Genomic DNA, 21,755 nt, shown 5'->3' on the forward strand with positions numbered 1-21,755 from the left:
ACATCTAGGATAGATGTTGCATCATGGGGAAAGATAAACGGGAGAAATCAGACAAAACGTAGTGTGGATTCAACTAGTAAAGATGCTTTCTGTGTTTAGACATGTTATAATACTCTTGGATTACTAATATCGATTTAACTTAGGGAGGAAGGACATGATATACCTTGCAATGGCTGTTGCGTTCGCAGCATCCATCTTACTTACTCCGCTTGTCAGGAAACTTGCATTCCGTATTGGTGCAGTTGACCGTCCGAATTACCGTAAAGTCCATGCGTCCATAATGCCACGAATTGGTGGGCTTGCAATATTTGGTGCATTTCTAATCGGTTACTTTTTCTTACGGCCGCAAGATGAGCATTCTACGGGTATTCTCATCGGAGCACTCATTATTATTATAACGGGTTTTCTAGATGATATGTTTGAAATTACAGCTAAAGCAAAAATTGTTGGTCAATTAGCCGCTGCAATTGTTGTTGTTTCGTGGGGCGGACTTCAAATTGATGCAATTAATATACCATTTGTTGGTGTTCAATTCGATTTTGGTTACTTGAGCATTCCGATTACAATTATTTGGATTATCGGTATAACGAACGCAATTAATTTAATAGATGGATTGGATGGGTTAGCAGCTGGTGTTTCAACAATTGCACTTATTACAATCTCAGTAATGGCGATTATCATGGGTGATCCATTTGTTATGGCGACCGCAGCTATACTTGCAGCGAGTTCTGCTGGATTTCTATTTTTTAACTTTCATCCAGCGAAGATATTCATGGGAGACACCGGATCCTTATTCTTGGGTTTCATGATCGCTGTTCTTGCATTATTAGGATTTAAAAATGTCGCATTTATTTCACTCATCATCCCGGTTATTATGCTCGGGGTTCCAATTTCCGATACGTTTTTCGCAATTGTTCGTAGAATTAGAATGAAACAAAAAGTGACGGCTCCAGATAAATCTCATTTACATCATTGTTTGCTGCGTGCCGGTTTTTCGCATAGGCAAACAGTACTGATCATTTATGGACTGGCTGCGTTGTTCGGTGTTGCCGCAATCTTGTTCTCTCAAGCAACCGTTTGGGGCTCAATTATACTGTTGGTCGTAATGCTTTTAGCAATTGAGTTATTTGTTGAAATTATTGGCCTTGCAGGCGCAAACTATCGACCGTTACTGAATTTTGTACGGATGATTGGGAAATAACATAGAAGCAATAAAAAAGATTCTGCACTCTTCTATTTAAGAGAGTGCAGAATCTTTTTTTGTACTTGTTTATCTGAGAAACGTTGTGAAGTATTCCGTAAACGTTGAGAGGTTTTCAAAAAGCGTTGTGTGGTTTGCCCGAAGCATTGCGAAGTTCCTCGAAAACATTGCCAACATATTGAGACAAAAAAGCCCGACAATAAATGTCGGGCTTTTCCAATATTAGTTATTTAAGCTGCCTTCGTTGGCAGATTCGTCTTTATCCGAAATATCGGGGTTTTCATTAGTTAGGTTTCTAGAGGTAGTTGAGATTTCGAGATGGTTTTTCATCTCTTCTTTTACTCTTTCTAGATCATCTTCGTCCAGTTTCCAGAAGTAGACACGAGGTCTGGTTTCGTATTCCTTCCACCAGTCAGATCCTTCCAAGTTCAACATTTCAACTTGTGGTTTTCCACCTTGTACATAATCTAAGAAGGATTTCATTTCACCAAATCTCATATTCGTTTTCATATTATCGCCAATGGCATCAATGACGCCACCGTATTTTGTTACAGATGAAATTGAGGTTGCTTCCTTCATGATTGCTTGCATAATCATTTGCTGACGTTTGCCTCGGTCAACATCGCTGTCGAGTTTTCGAGTACGTGCAAGCGCGAGTGCGTGTCTTCCATCCAAATGTTGAAGGCCTTTTATCAATTGAATTGTGTCTTTGTCGAATTCATCTTTTTCAAGACGGTCGTAAGGGACTTCGACTTCAATGCCGCCTAATTCATCAACAATATCGATAAAAGCATTGAAATTCATTTTCACATAATAATCAATAGGAATGTCTAGCAAGTTTTCAACAGTATCGATTGTACCAATGGTGCCGCCAAAAGCGTATGCATGATTTATTTTATCGCTGTATCCTTTATTGGGAATGTGTACATAAGAATCACGAGGAATGCTTAGTAATTTCACAGTTTTTTGCTTTTTGTTTAATGTGGCAACGAGGAGGGCATCTGAACGTCCATTTACCTCATTTCCCTTTCGAGATTCACTTTCATCCACACCAATAAAAAGAATTGAAACACTATCGTTCGTTGGTTCGACTGCAACTTCACGTAATTCTGATTTTGGACGATCTTCAATCTTCTCATATGCACGATCTGCAGCGCTTTCTGCTTTTTTCTGCAAAGTAACACCCCAAGCGACAATAACTAGGAATGCGGATAGCACAACGAGTAAGGAAATCTTTAAAGCGAGCCGCTTACTTGAAGTGCTTTTCTTTGCTTTTTTATACTCTTTTCTCTTCATCTTCTTAGTCCCTCCGACCTCAGTATATGGCACGTTTAGAAATTGGATCTCCAAATGAGAAGGTCACTTCATTTAGAGAGATGTATTTGTATTTTATAAAATTTATATAGTAGTTAGAAATTCAATCTAACCTATTATACTACTTAAAACATCATCCGTAAATTAATTAGAGACTAAACTCTAAAAACTCATGCTCAATCGACAAAATTTGCATCTGGCCATTCGTCAAATCCATCATCCATTGTGTAAAAGCATCCTCTTCTAAAACCGGCACATAAATGAGTAAATCTACATCATTCGCATAGATAATTTCTTTTAATGGATACTTTGATTGCCGGACTTCGTTTTCAATTTTTCCAAGCCATGTATAGTCTACGGTTACTTTCATCAAAGAATGCAAGTTTCGTTCTACAGTCCCAGCGGCAGTAATGCCTTCTGATGTTGCTCGACCGTATGCACGGATTAGCCCACCACTACCAAGTTTAATACCTCCGTAGTAACGAGTTACGACGACGACGACATCTTTAAGGCCTTGTTTCTTTAACACTTCTAACATAGGAAATCCGGCCGTGCCAGAAGGTTCACCGTCATCATTTGCCTTTTGTATGCCATCGTGTTCACCGATTAGATAAGCGGAACAGTTATGTGTAGCTGTGTGATGAGACTTTTTCACCTCATTAATGAAAGTAAGTGCATCTTCTTCCGTTTCTGCACGTCTTATAGAGGTAAGGAACCTGGACTTCTGAATCACTAATTCACTTGTTCCATACCCTTTTACTGTTATGTAATTTTCCCGCATGTAATTAACCTCCATTACTTGTAATACAATTTTAATATTCATTAGGTCTTATAATGATATACTATACTAAGTATGTATAGGAATTTATCGCTCCAATTAAAGATGGTGTTATGTAGACCGGAGGGAAAAGATGACTGGAGATACAGTTGATATTCAATCGCTCGATAAAATCTTCAACAGTATGGTACGTACGATGGACCAATCGAAGAATGATATATTCATTATAAGTGAACAGAGTCGGGAAAGCTTTGAGAGTATGAAAAATGAGGTCGACGTTGTCAAAGGGCAAATTGCTCGCGCGATAACTGAAGGCGATCATTTAGAAGAAATGACCCGACATTCACGAAAGCGACTTGCTAACGTTTCAAAGGACTTTATGAATTATTCCGAAACGCAGGTGCGAGAAGCGTATGAAGTGGCGAACGATTTACTCGTTCGTTTGTCTGTCAATCGATTGGAGGAAAAGCAACTCAGAGAACGTCGAGATGATCTCGATAGAAGACTTGCATCTTTGCTTGACACAATTGAACGAGCAGACCAGCTAATCAATCAAGTAGCTGTAGTTATGAATTATTTAACGACGGATTTGAAAGATGTTAGTGAAGCATTAACAAACGCGAAACATAAACAGGACTTTAGTATTCGAATCATTCAAGCTCAGGAAGAAGAGCGTAAACGTCTATCTCGTGACATTCATGATGGACCAGCACAAATGTTGGCGAATGTCTTACTACGTGCGGGATTGATTGAAAAGACGTATAATGAAAGAGGACCCGAAAAAGCACTTACCGAACTTTCGGAGCTTAAAGAGACTGTGAAATCCGCACTATTGGAAGTACGTCGTATTATTTATGATTTAAGACCAATGGCTCTGGATGATTTAGGTCTCATTCCAACATTGAAAAAATATTTATCCAAGATTAACGAGTTTGAAACGGATAAGGAAATTCAATTTAGAAATAGTGGGCTCGAGCAACGTTTTCACACGGATTTTGAAGTTGCGATTTTTCGACTTGTACAAGAGTCTGTATCAAATGCTTTAAAACATGGAAACTGTAAGGACATTTGGGTGAAAATTGAGTGGCTTCACGATATAATAAATATTATGGTTAAAGATAATGGCAAAGGTTTTAATCCAAACGAAGTAAGAGATAAATCATTTGGCCTTATTGGGATGCGTGAACGAATTGACTTACTTAAAGGGGAAATGAAAATACAATCGACCCCTGGTAATGGCACAACAATATTATTCAGAATTCCGCTTAAGGATGAGAAAATTATTGAATCGAATTAATGGGAGGAAACAACAATGACATTGACAAGAATTGTAATAGTAGATGATCACCAGTTATTCCGTGAAGGAGTAAAAAGAATTCTTGATTTTGAGGATTCATTTGAAATCGTTGCAGAGGGGGATGACGGCAGCGATGTAATGGGACTTTATGAGCTTCATAAGCCGGATGTTGTTCTTATGGATATTAATATGCCGCGTATGAACGGTGTCGATGCGACGGAAGAACTTATAGAGAAATATCCCGAAGCAAAAGTGATCATTTTATCGATTCACGATGACGAATCTTATGTTTCCCATGCATTGAAAACAGGTGCACTCGGTTATATGCTGAAAGAAATGGATGCAGAAGCGATTATCCAGGCCATTAAAGTAGTTACGGCTGGCGGATCGTATTTACACCCGAAAGTTACGCATAATCTTGTAACGGAATTCCGTAGATTAAGCGACCGAGAACATAAGGGGTCGTTTCATCAGACGGATATCCGTAGACCGTTTCACTTACTTACGAAGCGTGAGTGTGAAGTATTGCAGTTGTTGACGGATGGCCAAAGTAACCGTACAATCGGTGAAACATTGTTCATTTCCGAAAAAACTGTTAAAAATCACGTTTCGAGCATTTTGCAAAAGATGGCTGTAAACGATCGTACGCAGGCTGTTGTTTCGGCAATTAAAAACGGTTGGGTTGAAGTTAAATAATTGAAGTGTTGTCGATATAAAAGTGGGAGGCCTTCCGTTTGGAGCGGCCTTTTTACTAATTCAGGAGGAATTGTTTTGAAGAAGATATGGATATCTATGTTACTAGCACTAGTACTTATACTGGGGGCGTGTAGCGGTGATAAAGAGGATGCAGCAACATCAGGCTCGGTAGACGATGGAGAAGCTCAAAACGAGAACGGAGCCATCGATCACGGCGTGGATGAAAATAATATTGGTTTTGGTTTAACGGATGACACGATTGAAGAAGCGCAAAATATACCACCCGCTGAAAAAGAGGAAATCATGCAAATGTTCGAAACGTATATCGATGCATTCAATGACAAGGACATCGAGCGATTTAGTAATTTATTGTCGGAGAATACGGAGAGTTTTGATAAGGAAGAAGAGCGCGTGTATATGGAGAAGAATTTTAAAGAATTCGATTTCGAACGTACCGCATCGAATGTAACAATTGTTAAATACTCCGAAAAAGAAGCCCAAGTATTTTCGGATCTCGAGACGTCGATGAAACAGCTATCGACGGGCTTAGAGACTGATTCTACGGGGCGTCAAGTTACTTTATTAACAAAAGAAGACGGCCAGTGGAAAGTAGCATCGGTTCATTATATTGGCGACAACAAATAAATACGTATGAATAGTAAAGAGAATCCCTTGATGGGATTCTTTTTTTGCTTTCATATTGATATTTTTTGAATTCCGGCATATACTAAATAAGAACCCGTGTTCGCTTTTGCAGAAAGGAGAAAAAAGTATGCCGTTAATTCCAGTAGAGGCGATGCCGCATTTTGAGAATATGATTTACTTACCGATGGTGTTGATTATTTTAGAAAGAGACCGAGAACTTTTTGAAAAAGGCGCATTCAAATTAAAAAGGCCTTATTTTAAAATTGTTGAGGAGGCCGAGAAAATTGTACAGCTTGAATTAAAAGAGACGAAAATTTACATGCGTCGTAATAATATGCAGGTTATCCGTGGGAAGACGGATAATACATTTACTGAGTATGCATTTTTATGTGGAGGCTATGAGGACCACCGCCGTTATTTGAACGTTCGTCTCCGTAATAGAACTGAAGAGTTGCTTGATGTTTATTTTGCAATGACAGGTGGGTGAGGATCACAATCCTCTGTAGGGAAAATGAAGAGATTTTCTATTTATGCTTTCTTGCTTTTTTATAAAATCTTTATGTAAAAAACAGGCGTATGCATATTGACGATGTATGGTTGTAGCCGAGACACCGACTTGAATTTGCTTATTATTTTCCAAGTAAATGAGACATCCCATTTTATTTGGTTTAATGTTTTCGATAGCATGCAAAGCAATCCATTCATTATGCGACGAAGCTGGGGACATCGTAGGCAGAAGAATAAAAGGTGTTTTGAAATCATGTGCAATGATAATGGGTGTTTTATGTCGGTTTCCAAGAATATGTCTGGATGCATTTGTGATGTTTTGAAAGGTTTCGCCGTAATAATCACAAGATTTTTTAACAATTTGTTCCGAAGACTTTGGAACAATAAATTGCTCGGAACGCTCAATAACTAAAGTTGATTGTGTAGCTCCATCTAAAATAGGTTGTAAAGCAAATGTTTCAAATGAAATATGATAGTTTGACTTTCTTCTACTTCTTTCCAATGAAATCACCTTCCGTTAGTTAGACTTTTAATTCTCCCTAACTATAGCCTGAGTCTGTTTTACAATGCAAAAGGGTGGATATACTAAATGGGCTACTGAAACATAGCATTTCAGTAGCCCATTTAGTAGTAAACGAAAGACCTTTCCTATGATTCGATAGGAAAGGTCTTCGGTCGACACTGTTTAGTTTTACTGCTCTTGGTAATCCAATGCCGCAGCGCCTAAAACTTTCGCAGCTATAAGCATTGCGCTTTCATCAAAGTCGAATTTTGGATGATGATGTGGATATGGGTCTGCGGGTTTTGCACCCGTAAAGAAAAATGTTCCTGGAACTTTCTCCATATAATATCCGAAATCTTCTCCGCCCATTTGTGGCGTCGATTCAACGACATTTTCCGAACCCAATACAGTATCGGCAACAGACTTCAAAAACTCTGTTTCCGTCTTATGATTCACAACTGGAGGGTAGCCACGCGTGTATTTAAAGTCGATTGTACAATCATTTGCAATAGCTGTACCTTCAACAATTCGTTTCATTTCTTTTTCCATTAAATCACGAACTTTTGGGTTGAATGTTCGAACCGTGCCTCCCATTTTTGCAGAGTCGGCAATGACGTTGAATGCATTATCTGCAATAAACGAGCCAATAGACAAGACTGCAGAATCAATAGGATTGACCCGACGTGAAACAAGCTGTTGTAAGTTTACAATTAGTCCGGCTCCAATAACGATTGCATCTTTTGTTTGGTGAGGCGCAGCGCCGTGACCCCCTGACCCATGAATTGTAATGTCAATTCGATCGGCAGCAGCCATAACCGGTCCTGTTAAGTATTCAATCGTTCCGGCATTTGTAAGGGACCATAAATGAGTACCAAAAACTACGTCAACGCCGTCGAGACAGCCGTCTTCAATCATTGGTTTCGCACCACCTGGAGCGAACTCTTCCGCATGCTGATGAATGAATACGTATTCGCCCGCAAGTCCTTCACGCAGTTCGAAAATCGCCTTAGCCACTTGCAGAAGTGTAGCTGTATGTCCGTCATGCCCACATGCATGCATCACGCCAGGAACAGTGGATTTATACGGAACGTCTTTTTGATCCTGAATGGGGAGAGCGTCAAAATCGGCCCGAAGTGCAACCGTTTTACCAGGTCTTCCACCTTTCACACGTGCCACAACACCATTACCGCCAACACCTGTCCGAACTTCTACACCAAGATCTCCGTAAAAATCAGCAATGTATTTTGCCGTTTTTTCCTCTTGAAAAGATAGCTCGGGATTCATGTGAAGATAGCGTCTTGTAATAACCATCTCTTCATAGGCATTTGTAAGCTTTTCAAATAATAGATTTCTCAATGGATTTCCCCTTTCAAAAACTAACTAGTTTGAATGTTAATCTATTAAGTGTATCAATTAAAAGAGTTTCGGGCAATAAAATAAAAAAATACGTAATCCAATTAAGGATTACGCTTTCTCTTCGTCTTTTGGTGTTTTATATGTTGTTACGTAAGATGCACTCGAAAAAATATGTGGCTTTTTTTCGATACCGATTTCATTCTCATCTTTTGCTTGCGCCTTTGAAAAAGCAGAAGTATTTTTAAATCTAAGATAATAAGATGCGTCTTCCCACTGAGTTAAAATAGCATATGTGTTGGAACCCTGCGGGCGAAGAAGTCGAGATGCGACAAATCCCTGCTCCGAATCAATTAAACCGATTCGTGTTTTGAATTGGTGTTCAAAAATCGGACTTCCTTCATCTGTAACAGGAATGTTATTGAAAGCAAAGTATCCTTCGTCCGAAAGGGTACCTGAAGAGCTGATTACTTCAAACTTTCTTGGAGTTTGAAAAACGGATTTACCTTCTGTTTCATGCAATAAAAGAGTTGTTCCTTCACCATTCATCAGTATGATATTTTCTGAGCGATGCTTTTCTTTCAAGCTTTTCATAAAGTCCATCGTTCCTGAAGTTGTATATAAGTACATGTATAAAAACCTCCTCATTAAATTGTATCCTATCTTTATACTTTCCCCTAAATTTAAATTCAAAACAAACAATGACGAAAGTGTGGCGGGAAGATGTATACAATCTTTGGACATTCAGTGCGTTTACTATACAATGCACAGGAAAAGCTCTAAAATTTAAGACGGATATGGAACTGTAAGTAAAATATAATAACGAAAGTGGGAATCGCTTTAATGACTAAGTTTAACGATACACTTCTTCGTGCTACACGCGGCGAAAAAATTGAACACACACCGGTTTGGTATATGAGGCAGGCAGGACGTTCACAGCCCGAATATTTGAAAATAAAAGAGAAGTATTCATTAGAAGAAATTACACATCAACCAGAACTTTGTGCATACGTAACGAAACTTCCAGTCGATCAGTATAATGTTGACGCGGCAATACTTTATAAAGATATCGTCACACCGCTTCCAGGAATCGGTGTTGATGTGAAAATAAAACCGGGCGTTGGTCCCGTAATTAGCAATCCGATTCGCACCGTACAAGATGTATATAATCTTGGCGATCTATCTCCAGAAGAGGATATTCCATTCGTATTAGAAACAATTAAAATCTTAACAAAGGAACAATTGAATGTTCCATTAATCGGCTTTGCAGGTGCTCCGTTCACTCTTGCAAGCTATATGATCGAAGGCGGTCCTTCGAAAAGTTACAATTTAACAAAGTCATTTATGGTGTCAGAACCAGAAGCATGGTTTGCTCTAATGGACAAGCTTGCAGATATGACAATCACGTACATCAATGCACAAGTAGCTGCAGGTGCAAAAGCGATTCAAATCTTTGATTCATGGGTTGGAGCACTAAACGTCTCTGATTACCGAATCTTTATTAAACCTGTAATGACACGTATTTTCACAGAACTTCGTAAATTGAATGTTCCACTGATCACGTTTGGCGTTGGTGCAAGTCATTTAATAAATGAATGGCATGATCTTCCTGTTGACGTTGTGGGCCTTGACTGGCGCTTGTCGATTAAAGAAGCAGGCGAACGCGGAGTAACGAAGCCTCTTCAAGGAAACTTAGATCCAGCCCTTCTTCTTGCGGATTGGAGTATTATCGAAGAACGTGCGAAAGTCATTATTGAACAAGGTGTCGAACACGGCAGTCATATTTTCAATCTTGGACACGGCGTGTTTCCAGATGTAAAACCGGCAACATTAAAAAAACTTACAGAACTGATTCATACGTACAGTGCAGAATTGCGTAAAGCCAAAGGTTACTAAATTGAGAAGGTGGCTATTATTATGAAGAAAAAAGTAGGTTTACTTGTAATGGCGTACGGAACTCCTAATAAAGAAGAGGATATTTTACCGTATTACACACACATTAGACGCGGTCGTCCGCCAGCACCGGAACAACTCGAAAACCTGGAAGAACGGTACGCAGCAATTGGTGGGATTTCTCCGCTTGCTAAAATTACAGAGAATCAGGCGAATGCATTATGTGAGCGTTTGAACTTGGCACAAGATGCCGTTGAGTACAAGGTCTATATTGGATTAAAACATATTGCACCTTTCATAGAAGATGCCATCCAGCAAATGAATGAGGATGGTATAAAAGAAGTAGTTTCGATTGTTCTTGCACCTCACTTCTCGACGTTTTCCGTTAAGTCATACAACGGTCGTGCGAAAGAAGAGGCGGATAAATACGGAATGACGATTACATCCGTTGAAAGCTGGTACAAACAACCGAAGTTTCTTGCCTACTGGACAGATAAAATCAAGAGCACGTTTGAAAATATGAGTGATGCAGAACGTGAAAATGCATGTCTTATTGTTTCCGCACACTCACTTCCGGAAAAAATCATTGCAAATGGAGATCCCTATTCGGATCAGTTGCATGAAACAGCAGATTTAGTTGCTACTGCGGCAGGCGTTACGAATTATGAAGTCGGTTGGCAAAGTGAAGGCCAAACAGGAGAACCATGGCTTGGACCAGATGTACAAGATTTAACACGCAGCTTACACAAAGAAAAAGGGTACACAACATTTGTCTACACACCCGTAGGATTTGTGTCCGATCATCTTGAAGTGCTTTATGATAATGATTATGAGTGTAAAGTTGTTTGTGATGAAATCGGTGCATCGTATTATCGTCCAGCAATGCCGAATACGGATCCATTGTTTATCAATGCAATGGTCGATGCGGTACTTGAAAAAGTCTGAGAACTACAATAAAACTATTTGGAAGTGATGAAGGACATGGGCGAACTAAATAAAAAAGTCGTCATCGTAGGTGGGGGAATTACCGGGCTTGCGGCAGCATTTTATATGCAAAAAGAAGCGCGTGAAAAAGGACTTCCACTCGATGTATTACTCGTCGAAGCGACAAACCGCCTCGGTGGAAAAATTCAAACGATTCGACGAAGCGGGTTTATTATCGAACGTGGCCCAGATTCATTTCTAATTCGAAAAAAGAGTTTTGGAATATTAGCAGAGGATTTGGGCATCGAAAAAGAGCTTGTTCGAAACTCAACAGGACAGGCCTATATTTTATTGAATAAAACACTGCATCCGATTCCTCCCGGCTCTGTAATGGGGATTCCGACACAACTGGGGCCCTTTGTTACATCTGGATTGTTCACGCTAGGAGGGAAGCTTCGTGCAGCTGGAGATCTATTTTTACCTCGTTCGGGTATAAAAGAAGATCAATCGCTTGGTGTTTTTTTCCGCAGGCGATTCGGCAGTGAAGTTGTGGAGAATTTAATCGAGCCTTTGTTATCCGGAATATATGCCGGTGATCTCGATAAACTCAGCTTGAATTCTACGTTTCCTCAGTTTAAAGAAGTTGAAGAAGAGAACCGAAGTCTCATCTTGGGCATGAAAAAAACAACGCCGAAAAAAGTACCTCAAAAAGAAGGGTACGGAGCAAAGCGCGAAGGTGTTTTTCATACATTCCGCAATGGGCTTGAAACAGTAGTTGAAGCTCTTGAGGAACAATTGGAGAAAAACTCTGTGATGAAAAATGTTCGAGTGAACCAAATCGATAAAGCAGGCGAGAAAACAGTGTTGACTCTGAATAATGGCCAGACGATTGAGGCAGATGCTGTCATAATGACAACTGCGCATGAAGTCGTGCGTAAGCTGTTCAAACCGCATGGCTTATTAACGGAGCTACAAGATATGCCATCGACAACAGTTGCGACTGTTGCAATGGCATTTCCAGAAGAATCGATTGTGCAAGATCGTGAAGGAACGGGCTTCCTCGTTTCGCGTAACAGCGATTATGCAATTACGGCATGTACATGGACCAATCGTAAATGGCCGACGACGACACCGGACGGAAAGGTACTCATTCGTTCTTATGTCGGTCGTTCGGGCGATGAATCCATCGTTTCATTATCCGATTCAGATATCGAACAGATTGTTTTAACGGATTTACGAAAAGTGATGGAAATTAAAGAAGATCCTGAGTTCACCATCGTGTCGAGATGGAAAGAAGGCATGCCGCAGTATGTGGTTGGTCATCGCGAACGACTTGAGGCGGCACGTGTTGAAATTGCGAAACAGTTTCCGAATGTGAAATTAGCGGGCGCGTCTTACGAAGGTGTTGGACTTCCCGATTGCATCAATCAAGGAAAAGCAGCAATGGAAGAAGTTTTAGAAGCATTGTTTTAAATAAAATCGGAGTCCACACATACATGGCTGCTGCAAAGTACGTTTGCAACAGCTAATTGTGTGGACTCCTTTACTCTATGTGCAAAAATAGTTGCATTAAAAAAGCAGCTGCTTGGATGTACCAGTCAGCTGCTTTACTTTTTATAAGATGTTACAAGCATCGCATTTATTACCGTAACATTCGTGCTGCTCTTCAATTTCTTCTCCACAAGTAGCACAGTTTTTAGCAGGTAAGTTTTTAAAAAACTCAATGATGTTATCAAGCATAGTTTGTCAACTCCTCTTCTTTTGTGATAGTACTAAAGGTCTTTTATTTCTTTGTGATAGTACAGACTAAGCAAAAAAAATCAGTTGTTGCAAGCGTCGCATTTCGTACTGTAGCATTCGTGTTGCTCTTCGATTTCATTTCCGCAAGTAGCACACTTTTTAGCAGGTAGGTTTTTAAAGAATTCAACAACGTTTTCAATCATCTCATGTCATCTCCTAGTAGTTTATGTTAGAACTAAAATATGATTCATTTATTTCGTTTAGAATAAGTTGGATAAAAAATTAGTTGTTGCAAGCGTCGCATTTCGTACTGTAGCATTCGTGTTGCTCTTCGATTTCATTTCCACAAGTAACACATTTCTTAGCAGGTAGGTTTTTAAAGAACTCAATTACATTTACAATCATCTATGTCATCTCCTAGTATTTTGTATTAGAACTAAAGTAGGTTTGTTTTTTTGTAGTAGTACAGGTTGGGTAAAAAAAAATCACCGATTGCAAGCGTCACATTTTGTGCTGTAACATTCGTGTTGCTCTTCGATCTCGTTTTGACAAAGGGAACATGTTTTAGCTGGTAGGTTTTTGAAAAACTCGAGTACGTTTTCTAGCATGTTTGTTCTTCTCCCCTTTCAACCTGTACTGTAACTCGTTTGTATATTAGTAGTGTATTATAACAAGCAATCAAATGTCAACACATTTATGGACTTTTCAGATAAAATAAACTATAAGACTTATACGAAGGAGCGATATACATGTATTTCATTGATAATCAAGGTATTACAGATCCACAAATTAACTTAGCAATTGAGGAATATGCGCTTAGAACGATGGATATTGAAAAAGATTCATATCTACTGTTCTATATCAATGCACCTTCAATTATCATAGGGAAAAACCAAAATACAATAGAAGAAATTGATACAGAATACGTGGATTCAAACGGCATTAAAGTGGTAAGACGCTTGTCTGGTGGCGGTGCGGTTTACCATGACTTAGGAAATTTGAATTACAGTTTCATTACAAAAGATGACGGTGAATCGTTCCGGAACTTTAAAAAGTTTACAGAGCCTGTTGTCAAAGCACTTGCGGGAATTGGTGTAACAGCAGAACTTATTGGACGCAATGACATTCTTGTTGAGGGGCGTAAAATTTCAGGAAACGCTCAATTCTCAACAAACGGTCGTATGTTTAGTCATGGAACCTTGATGTTTGATACAGCGATAGAAGAAGTTGTATCAGCCCTAAAAGTGAGAAAAGACAAAATTGAATCCAAAGGAATTAAATCCATTCGTAGTCGAGTTGCGAATATAACAGAATTTCTCGAACAACCAATGACAATCGAAGAGTTCCGTCTTGAAGTATTAAGCTCCATTTTTGAAGGAGAAGAAAATATTCAATACGTTGAATTCACAGATGATGATTGGATAAAAATTCACGAACTGTCTAAAGAACGTTATGCAAATTGGGACTGGAATTACGGGAAATCACCAAAATTCAATATGCAACATTCACACAGATTCCCAGTAGGCGGCATCGACGTACGTCTTCAAGTAAACAAAGGGATTATTGAAGACGTGGCCATTTTCGGAGATTTCTTCGGAGTAGGCAACGTCGCAATCGTGGAAGATAGCTTGAAAAACATCAAATACGACCGCCAATCAATCGCGCAAGCAATTGCTCCCATAGATCTCCCAACCATCTTAGGTGGAATTACAAAAGAAGAGTTTCTGCAGTTGATTTATTGATACATTATATATCAAACTAAAGAATCCATCGAAACGCTGATTTGCATTCCAGGCGGACGCTTTCCGCGGGCACGGCTTCAGCCGCTTCCCTCGCTACGCTCAGTCCAGGGTCTTCAGCTCGCGCTGTTCCCGCTGGAGTCGCCGCCTTGCACTCCAATCAGCTGGAGAATGTGGGATTCATAAATTCAACAAATATAGTTTTCAAACGTCAATTAAAGAACGAAGTGAGATCACAAACTGCGAACCGGAACACAATCCCAGGAGAATGTAAAAACGAGCGTAGAAGCGACCAGCGTGAGCCGTTGTGCTGAGCCAGATAGTGCACTTTCTATCTGGCTCAGCACGAAAGGTCATCGCCAAGCGCAAAGCGGATTTGGAAACCACCCACCATTAGGAACCTCTACAGTACTACAATTAAAAGGAGAAAAGACAATGGAGAAACACCGTATTTTTATCGTTGAAGATGATCGGAAAATTGCGCAACTGTTGGCAGACACACTTCGGAAATATCAATACGAAATAGCCATCATTGAGGACTTCGACCAAGTGACTGAAGAATGTCTCGCTTTTGACCCACATCTCATACTGCTCGACATCAACCTACCGTCCTACGATGGCTACTATTGGTGTCGTCAATTACGGATACATACGACGTGTCCTATACTATTCATTTCCGCTCGTTCTGGTGACATGGATCAAGTATTTGCACTCGAAAACGGCGGAGACGATTTCATTACGAAACCTTTCCACTATGAAATCGTCCTTGCAAAGATCAGAAGTCATTTGCGCAGATCCTTCGGAGAATACGCGCCAAGTCAATCCGAACGTACCATTAAACGCGGACAACTCAGTTTATATATCGAACGAATGGAACTGCATTTGAACGATGAAATTGTACCCTTGCAGAAAAAAGAATGCGTGATTCTAGAACTTCTAATGGAGGCTTCTCCAAAAGTTGTTTCTAGGGAAAATTTACTGGAAGAACTTTGGGATGACCAATCTTTCGTCGATGAAAACACACTGAACGTCAATATGACACGTGTTCGTAAAAAACTTTCGGACTACAATGTATTGTCAACGATTGAAACAGTTCGCGGTGCAGGTTATCGCTTCATTCCAGCTCCGGAGGAATTATGACAACCAGTTGGTTATTCATCCGAGAGCATGTGTCGTTGCTTATATTCCAAACGATTCTTGTTCTGTTTATATTTTTATTGTACTGGCTCGACGGTTTCCGAGAGTACAACACAGCCATTTATTCACTTATCATTAGCATCCTTTTAACAGGGGGCTATTTAAGTGGAAAATATATTTTAAGACGTTCTTTTTATAATGCGATTACTCGCACGCCCGAAAAAATGGAAGATGCACTGATTCGATATGCACCAACACCGGAACATGCCGAAATGTCGCTATTTATGCGAGGACTTTATAAGATTTATCAGAATGAAGTGCAAACTCTTTACGCGTCACAGCATCGTCAACAAGACTTTATGAACCACTGGATTCATCAAATGAAAACACCGATTTCGGTCATTGGACTTTTGTTGCAAGAGGACGGTGAACTGGACCGGGAGAGCATTGCAGAAGAGCTCGGGCGAATTCAAAATGGGCTGGATACGGTTTTAATAAACGCAAGGCTTGAAACATTTGAAAACGATATGCAAATCGAAAAAATTAACTTGAAGCAATTTGTTCAAGAGGTTGTGAATGAGCATAAGCGGTTGTTTATAACGAATGGCGTGTTTCCCGTTATTTCAATAGACGAAAATTATGTAGTAGCAACAGATCCAAAATGGATGAAAATTGTTTTCGTTCAGTTTATAACGAATGCAGTGAAATATACGTTTGAAGATGGTAAGAAAGTGTACCTGGATGCAGAATGTCACGAACAAGGTATTGTCTTTAGCGTACGTGATGAAGGTATTGGAATACCTAATTCTGATTTGAATCGACTAACAAAGGCGTTTTTTACAGGAGAAAATGGAAGGCTTACTGGGGAATCAACAGGAATGGGCTTGTTTATTGCCTCTGAAGTATGCAATCGGTTGGGTCATAAGCTGAAAATTGGATCTGAACACAACGTTGGAACTACGGTGACGGTGCTATTTGAAAACGGGGAATCGGGGGAGACAGATGACACTGAACAAAATCGTAGAACTAAAAGAAGTCACGAAGATTTATGAAGGAAAAGTGATGCATCGTGCTTTGAATCGACTGGATTTTGAAGCGATGGAAGGGGAGTTCATTGCCGTAATGGGTCCTTCCGGAAGCGGTAAAACGACTTTACTGAACTTAATATCCACAATTGATTTACCAACTTACGGTCAAATCAGTGTAAGTGGTGTTGAGCCTGAACTTCTTTCACAAAATGAATTGGCGTTATTTCGGCGACGGAATCTTGGTTTCGTTTTCCAGGACATCAATTTGTTACAAATGTTAACGGTGGAAGAAAACATTGTATTGCCGTTAACGTTGGATGGATTGCCGCTTGAGGAAATGGAAGAGCGGATTGCTGAACTCACTGGAAAACTTGATTTATCAAAGATATTGGAACGTCGACCTGATGAGTTGTCTGGGGGTCAAGCGCAACGAACCGCAATTGGCCGAGCACTTATTCATAAACCAAAAATCATTCTTGCCGATGAACCTACTGGGAACTTGGACTCGAAATCTGCACGAGATGTTTTAGAGTTGCTTAGTTTTATTAATGAAACCGAAGGCACGACCATAATAATGGTGACGCATGATCCGATTGCTGCGAGTTATTGTGATCGTGTGCTGTTTATTAAAGATGGAGAATTCTTCAATGAAATATATAAAGACGAGCGTCGTCAAACCTTTTTCCAACGCATTTTAAATGTACTGTCGCTCTTAGGGGGCCATCATGACCTTTCGTCAGTTCGCTTACCGTAACGTTGTTCGAAATCGACGAATTTACGCGGCCTTTTTTATGGCGAGCGTTTTTTCAGTCATGGTATTTTTCTTATATTCAATGCTGTTATTTCATCCAACTATAGAAGATAAATTTGTTCAGGAAATTGCCGTCATTGGGATGGGCGTGGCGGAAGTCATTTTGTATATTTTCACGCTGTTCTTTTTGTTCTATTCCATGCGCGCTTTTCTTCAGGCAAGGGCGAAAGAGTTCGGCATTTTGCTCCATTTGGGTATGGCGAGAAGGCAATTGCAAAAACTGATTTTCATAGAGACGATGTTCATCGGAGTCGTATCAATTGTTACTGGAACGATACTCGGCTTTGCATTCTCAAAGTTCTTTTTTATGGCCGTTCGTGAAATTGTATTGCTCCCTTCATTGCCTCTTTATTTCTCATGGCAACCATTCGCTCTAACGATTGGAGCGTTCCTAAGTTTGTTCATCATCATTTCATTTGTTGCACCGGTATTTATTCGATCCGGTGAGGTGGCGGATTTAATTCGCGGGGAAGCTTTTGAAAAGGGTGGAAGGGAGTATTCGAAAGGGTACGGTTATTTTGGACTCCTTTGTCTAGGAGCGGCTTATGCAATGGCGGCTTTTTCTTCGAATACGCTTCTCATCGGGTCCGTCTTTATAATTCCACCACTTGCGACCGTTGGAACGTACTATTTTTTCACAGATTCTCTACCTCTGTTGTTGCATATGGTGAAGGGGCGGAAACGCTTGTATTGGAAGCATTATCGATTGTTATCGATTTCGGAAGGCATCGTTCGACTTAGAGAAAATGCTCGAATGTTTTTCATCGTAACGATTGTTTCAACTTTGGCCTTTATGTCCGTTGGAATTCTTGCTTCCTTAACATCGTTTGCTTCTCAATATCGTGAGATGAATCCCCTAGGCCTAGTGTATAAAAGTGAGGCTGAAAATCCCCTTGAAAGCGAACATATCGCTCAAATTATTAGGGAATTGAACGAAAGTAACATTGACTATTATTATCGTAAAATCCCTATTTTATATCAAACGTCGTCGTATTCCGATAGTACAGTTTCGATTTTAAGAATTACGGATGTCAATACGATGAGCGCTCGTTTTGGGCATTTACCGTATAAATTAAAAGAAGGAGAGGCATTATTTTTACCGCCTTCAGCTTCAACGTACAATCAATTAAATAGCAGGATTGTTCAAACATTGCTTGTTGAAAGTGATGTCTCCGTGGAAATTTCAGGTGCTTATCCGTACCAATTGTTCCCGTCACATTCAATTGGGACAAACGCTATTGTTTTGAATGAAGCGGATTTTAAAAAAGTTTCTGAAACCACCCCAATAAGTGGTTTGGAGCCGACTGCTTATTACGCTTTCGATGTCCCAGTGTGGCAACAGACGAAAGACATTGGGTTGACGATAAATGATGATGTGACAGAGTCCTTTATGCTCGGAACGACGAGTTCGCTTTTGTATTCATTTGATAATCCTGGAATGAATTACTCGGTTATCCGAACGACGTTTTCCCTTCTTCTACTTATTGGTTTATTGTTAGCTGCGGTGTTTTTTCTGGCAGCAGGCAGTTTTATCTATTTCAGATTGTATACAACGCTCGACAGAGACCGAAAGCAATTTGATGTGCTGAGGCGAATGGGGTTAACGGACCGGGAGTTCAAGAAAATCGTCAATCGCCAACTGCTTCCTCAATTCTTTTTCCCGTGGGGAGTGGCATTTTTACACAGTGCATTTGCATTTTTGTTCTTACAAGTTGTGTGGGATGCTCTTGCAGAAATTTCAATTGTGAAAGAACTCGTTTACGTTCTTCTAGGGTTCACGGTTATGCAAATCCTCTATTTCTATTTAATTCGCTGGCGGTATCTGGCACATATTAAAGCTCCAGGCTAATCTGGGGCTTTTTTTGTTTGATGGAATTGGCGATGTTGCGAAGTTTTTGGGCAGCGTTGTGAAGTTCGGTAGAAACGTTGCGAGGTTTCTGGAAAGCGTTGTGAAGTTCAGCCGAAACGTTGCGAGGTTTTGAAAACGTTGTGAAGTTTGGTAGAAACGTTGCGAGGTTTCTGGAAAGCGTTGTGAAGTTCAGCAAAAACGTTGCAGAGTTCTATTAAACAACCTTGATTTATTTGAATAGTTACAAGCCTTGTAATCTTAACGCTTTTCTTATATAATGATTTTAGTAGTTCTTATGAATGGGTACTCATTCAGTGATGCCTATTTAAGTAGGAAGGGGATAGTTTGGTATGAATTTAGTTTCGAAAGTTCGAGAGACAGCAGTTACACAACCGAATAAAGCAGCTTATCATTTTATGGGGAAAGACACTTCTTATGCGGAGTTCGATCAATCCGTTTCAATGTTTGCTTCTGCACTTCAAGATCTTGGTGTTGAAAAAGGTGATCATGTAGCGTTTCTTTTAGGAAACACACCACATTTTCTAATTTCGCTTTATGCGACGATGAGAATTGGTGCGACGGCGATTCCGGTCAATCCGATTTATACGCCAGATGAAATCTCATACATTATACATAACAGTGATGCGAAGGCTGTCATTGCACTTGACCTTTTATTACCATTAGTTGAACAAGCTGCAGGCGCATTCCCGTCCGTAGAGCATTATATAATTTGTGAGACAGTTCCTGAAACACCTGCGAAACTAGCGGCATTACCGGAAGACTTGAAACAAAAAGTTCATTCATTTAGTGGATTAATTGCAACAGGAAAACCGAATGTTGAACCTGTAGATGTTGACGGAAATGAAACCGCTATCATTTTGTATACGTCTGGAACGACTGGACAGCCAAAAGGTGCGATGCTTACTCATACGAATATTTACTCGAATGCGCGTGATATTGCGGATTATTTAGGCTTTTCTGCGGATGATCGTGTCGTTGCGACGCTACCTGTATTTCATGTATTTGCACTATCTGTTGTTGTCAATGCGCCATTGTTAACTGGTGCGACGGTTTTGCTTCAGCCTAGATTCAGTCCGGCAGAAGTATTTAAATTGGTTAAAGAGCAAAAGGCAACTGTCTTTGCGGGTGTGCCGACAATGTACAACTTCCTATATCAATATCCAGACGGCAAAACGGAGGATTTTGAATCTGTGCGTTTATCCATTTCGGGTGGCTCATCACTTCCAGTATCTCTTTTACACGACTTTGAAGAGAAGTTCGATGTTCGTATTTCAGAAGGATACGGTTTGTCGGAAGCATCGCCGGTAACTTGTTTTAATCCACTGGACCGAGATCGAATTCCAGGTTCCATTGGGACGGATATTGTAAATGTGGAAAACAAAGTGGTCAATGAGCTTGGGGAAGATGTGAAAGACGGGGAAGTAGGAGAACTCGTCGTACGTGGGCCGAACGTTATGAAGGGCTATTATAAAATGCCTGAGGAAACGGAAGCTACAATTCGAAACGGTTGGTTGTACACAGGCGACATGGCCAGACGAGATGAAAATGGTTATTTCTATATCGTCGATCGGAAAAAAGATTTAATTATCGTTGGTGGCTACAATGTATATCCACGTGAAGTGGAAGAAGTGTTATTTGCACATCGCGATATTATTGAAGCGGCGGTTGTCGGAGTTCCGGATCCAGATCTTGGCGAAGAAGTTCTTGCATTCGTTGTACTAAAAGAAGGAACTTCATTAACAAAAGCTGAGGTCCTTACGTACTGTGCAGCACGATTAGCGAAGTACAAAATTCCGAAACACATTCATTTCTTAGATGAATTGCCGAAGAATACAACTGGTAAAATTCTAAAACGATCATTGAAAGATTTAGCGACAATTTAATTTGAATTCAGTGGGACCTTCCTAAGCATTTTAGGAAGGTCCTATTTTTATACATTAAAATTGAAGAACCCTTTCCATAATTCAAAAAGGGTTCAGCGTTATGGACTTCTAGTAATAATGATGTTTGTTGCATGTTGAACAAGGTTTTTTAGAGCAACAGTGGCATTTGCAAGAGCATTCACAAAAATGGTTATGGTGTTGATGTTTTGTACACTTGTGTTTTGAAAATGCATCTTTATCGGCTTTCTCGACGGCACAACAAATTTCATCAAAGAAAAAGAATGACATGTCCATACCTCCTCTCTTATCAATTTATGCAGTTATGCCAAAAGTCTCTAGGACAAATGTATACGAAATGAAACTATTTATATAAACAATCATTTACAAAAGTGTGAATATTGTTGATAATGAGACTATTAGGAAGTTTTACCTAAAAC

Annotated in this window: 23 protein-coding genes; 14 read left to right on the forward strand and 9 right to left on the reverse strand. The window is 39.9% G+C overall.

Annotated features, from left to right (window positions below; genetic code table 11):
* Window positions 1–154 precede the first annotated feature (154 nt).
* Window positions 155–1,201, forward strand: coding sequence for a glycosyltransferase family 4 protein (locus ACFSFY_RS01940; protein WP_381535490.1), 1,047 nt, complete (start codon window positions 155–157; stop codon window positions 1,199–1,201).
* Between the two features lie 222 nt (window positions 1,202–1,423).
* Here the strand turns inward: ACFSFY_RS01940 and ACFSFY_RS01945 are convergent, their stop codons facing one another.
* Both ACFSFY_RS01945 and ACFSFY_RS01950 read right to left on the reverse strand, forming a co-directional pair.
* Window positions 1,424–2,497 (reverse strand): LCP family protein, encoded by a 1,074-nt coding sequence (locus ACFSFY_RS01945; protein WP_381535491.1) that lies wholly within the window; start codon window positions 2,495–2,497, stop codon window positions 1,424–1,426.
* Window positions 2,498–2,663: 166 nt separating this feature from the next.
* Window positions 2,664–3,296 (reverse strand): YigZ family protein, encoded by a 633-nt coding sequence (locus ACFSFY_RS01950; protein ID WP_381535492.1) that lies wholly within the window; start codon window positions 3,294–3,296, stop codon window positions 2,664–2,666.
* 130 nt (window positions 3,297–3,426) lie between these two features.
* Between ACFSFY_RS01950 and ACFSFY_RS01955 the strand changes: the two genes are divergently transcribed.
* The 4 genes from ACFSFY_RS01955 (at window position 3,427) to ACFSFY_RS01970 (ending at window position 6,418) form a co-directional block, all read left to right on the forward strand.
* The gene (locus ACFSFY_RS01955) at window positions 3,427–4,590 is read left to right on the forward strand and encodes a sensor histidine kinase (RefSeq protein ID WP_381535493.1); all 1,164 of its coding nucleotides are present in this window, start codon (window positions 3,427–3,429) and stop codon (window positions 4,588–4,590) included.
* A 21-nt stretch (window positions 4,591–4,611) separates the two neighbouring features.
* Window positions 4,612–5,286 (forward strand): response regulator, encoded by a 675-nt coding sequence (locus ACFSFY_RS01960; protein ID WP_381535578.1) that lies wholly within the window; start codon window positions 4,612–4,614, stop codon window positions 5,284–5,286.
* Window positions 5,287–5,361: 75 nt separating this feature from the next.
* Entirely contained in the window at window positions 5,362–5,931 is a 570-nt protein-coding gene (locus ACFSFY_RS01965) for a YybH family protein (RefSeq protein WP_381535494.1), read from the forward strand.
* A 127-nt stretch (window positions 5,932–6,058) separates the two neighbouring features.
* Complete coding sequence (locus ACFSFY_RS01970; protein WP_381535495.1) at window positions 6,059–6,418, forward strand: YhjD family protein; 360 nt, start codon at window positions 6,059–6,061, stop codon at window positions 6,416–6,418.
* 3 nt (window positions 6,419–6,421) lie between these two features.
* On the opposite strand, the gene ACFSFY_RS01975 is transcribed toward ACFSFY_RS01970, so the two are convergent.
* From ACFSFY_RS01975 to ACFSFY_RS01985, 3 genes are all read right to left on the reverse strand, one after another.
* On the reverse strand, window positions 6,422–6,940 hold the full coding sequence (locus tag ACFSFY_RS01975; protein ID WP_381535496.1) for a competence protein ComK: 519 nt from the start codon (window positions 6,938–6,940) through the stop codon (window positions 6,422–6,424).
* A 189-nt stretch (window positions 6,941–7,129) separates the two neighbouring features.
* Window positions 7,130–8,296 carry a M20 metallopeptidase family protein gene (locus ACFSFY_RS01980; RefSeq protein WP_381535497.1) on the reverse strand — a complete coding sequence of 389 codons (1,167 nt, stop codon included), beginning with the start codon at window positions 8,294–8,296 and terminating at the stop codon, window positions 7,130–7,132.
* Window positions 8,297–8,404: 108 nt separating this feature from the next.
* Complete coding sequence (locus ACFSFY_RS01985) at window positions 8,405–8,923, reverse strand: antibiotic biosynthesis monooxygenase family protein (protein ID WP_381535498.1); 519 nt, start codon at window positions 8,921–8,923, stop codon at window positions 8,405–8,407.
* Window positions 8,924–9,136: 213 nt separating this feature from the next.
* Here ACFSFY_RS01985 and hemE point away from each other — a divergent pair, with 213 nt between their 5' ends.
* From hemE to hemY, 3 genes are read left to right on the forward strand one after another with little or no spacing between them, the layout of a single operon-like run.
* Window positions 9,137–10,189, forward strand: coding sequence for a uroporphyrinogen decarboxylase (gene hemE, locus ACFSFY_RS01990; RefSeq protein WP_381535499.1), 1,053 nt, complete (start codon window positions 9,137–9,139; stop codon window positions 10,187–10,189).
* 18 nt (window positions 10,190–10,207) lie between these two features.
* Window positions 10,208–11,131: a ferrochelatase gene (hemH, locus tag ACFSFY_RS01995; RefSeq protein ID WP_381535579.1), complete on the forward strand. Its 924-nt coding sequence runs from the start codon at window positions 10,208–10,210 to the stop codon at window positions 11,129–11,131.
* 36 nt (window positions 11,132–11,167) lie between these two features.
* Window positions 11,168–12,583, forward strand: a complete 1,416-nt coding sequence (hemY, locus tag ACFSFY_RS02000) for a protoporphyrinogen oxidase (RefSeq protein WP_381535500.1) — start codon at window positions 11,168–11,170, stop codon at window positions 12,581–12,583.
* Between the two features lie 141 nt (window positions 12,584–12,724).
* Here hemY and yhfH (ACFSFY_RS02005) read toward each other — a convergent pair whose 3' ends face one another.
* From yhfH (ACFSFY_RS02005) to yhfH (ACFSFY_RS02020), 4 genes are all read right to left on the reverse strand, one after another.
* The gene (yhfH, locus tag ACFSFY_RS02005; protein WP_381535501.1) at window positions 12,725–12,850 is read right to left on the reverse strand and encodes a protein YhfH; all 126 of its coding nucleotides are present in this window, start codon (window positions 12,848–12,850) and stop codon (window positions 12,725–12,727) included.
* An 80-nt stretch (window positions 12,851–12,930) separates the two neighbouring features.
* Window positions 12,931–13,053, reverse strand: coding sequence for a protein YhfH (yhfH, locus tag ACFSFY_RS02010; protein WP_381535502.1), 123 nt, complete (start codon window positions 13,051–13,053; stop codon window positions 12,931–12,933).
* 79 nt (window positions 13,054–13,132) lie between these two features.
* The gene (gene yhfH, locus ACFSFY_RS02015) at window positions 13,133–13,255 is read right to left on the reverse strand and encodes a protein YhfH (protein ID WP_381535503.1); all 123 of its coding nucleotides are present in this window, start codon (window positions 13,253–13,255) and stop codon (window positions 13,133–13,135) included.
* 80 nt (window positions 13,256–13,335) lie between these two features.
* On the reverse strand, window positions 13,336–13,458 hold the full coding sequence (gene yhfH / locus ACFSFY_RS02020) for a protein YhfH (RefSeq protein WP_381535504.1): 123 nt from the start codon (window positions 13,456–13,458) through the stop codon (window positions 13,336–13,338).
* A 141-nt stretch (window positions 13,459–13,599) separates the two neighbouring features.
* Between yhfH (ACFSFY_RS02020) and ACFSFY_RS02025 the strand changes: the two genes are divergently transcribed.
* The 6 genes from ACFSFY_RS02025 (at window position 13,600) to ACFSFY_RS02050 (ending at window position 21,318) form a co-directional block, all read left to right on the forward strand.
* The gene (locus ACFSFY_RS02025) at window positions 13,600–14,592 is read left to right on the forward strand and encodes a lipoate--protein ligase (protein WP_381535505.1); all 993 of its coding nucleotides are present in this window, start codon (window positions 13,600–13,602) and stop codon (window positions 14,590–14,592) included.
* Window positions 14,593–15,024: 432 nt separating this feature from the next.
* The gene (locus tag ACFSFY_RS02030) at window positions 15,025–15,729 is read left to right on the forward strand and encodes a response regulator transcription factor (RefSeq protein WP_381535506.1); all 705 of its coding nucleotides are present in this window, start codon (window positions 15,025–15,027) and stop codon (window positions 15,727–15,729) included.
* The gene (locus ACFSFY_RS02035; protein WP_381535507.1) at window positions 15,726–16,778 is read left to right on the forward strand and encodes a sensor histidine kinase; all 1,053 of its coding nucleotides are present in this window, start codon (window positions 15,726–15,728) and stop codon (window positions 16,776–16,778) included. Before ACFSFY_RS02030 ends, ACFSFY_RS02035 begins: the two co-directional genes overlap by 4 nt.
* Complete coding sequence (locus tag ACFSFY_RS02040; RefSeq protein ID WP_381535508.1) at window positions 16,729–17,508, forward strand: ABC transporter ATP-binding protein; 780 nt, start codon at window positions 16,729–16,731, stop codon at window positions 17,506–17,508. The genes ACFSFY_RS02035 and ACFSFY_RS02040 overlap by 50 nt, the downstream gene beginning before the upstream one ends.
* Complete coding sequence (locus ACFSFY_RS02045; protein WP_381535509.1) at window positions 17,480–19,414, forward strand: FtsX-like permease family protein; 1,935 nt, start codon at window positions 17,480–17,482, stop codon at window positions 19,412–19,414. Before ACFSFY_RS02040 ends, ACFSFY_RS02045 begins: the two co-directional genes overlap by 29 nt.
* A 350-nt stretch (window positions 19,415–19,764) precedes the next feature.
* Window positions 19,765–21,318 carry a fatty acid--CoA ligase family protein gene (locus ACFSFY_RS02050; protein WP_381535510.1) on the forward strand — a complete coding sequence of 518 codons (1,554 nt, stop codon included), beginning with the start codon at window positions 19,765–19,767 and terminating at the stop codon, window positions 21,316–21,318.
* The last annotated feature ends 437 nt before the right edge of the window (window positions 21,319–21,755 follow it).

The sequence above is a fragment of the Sporosarcina siberiensis genome (assembly GCF_042681925.1).
Lineage (GTDB): Bacteria > Bacillota > Bacilli > Bacillales_A > Planococcaceae > Sporosarcina > Sporosarcina siberiensis.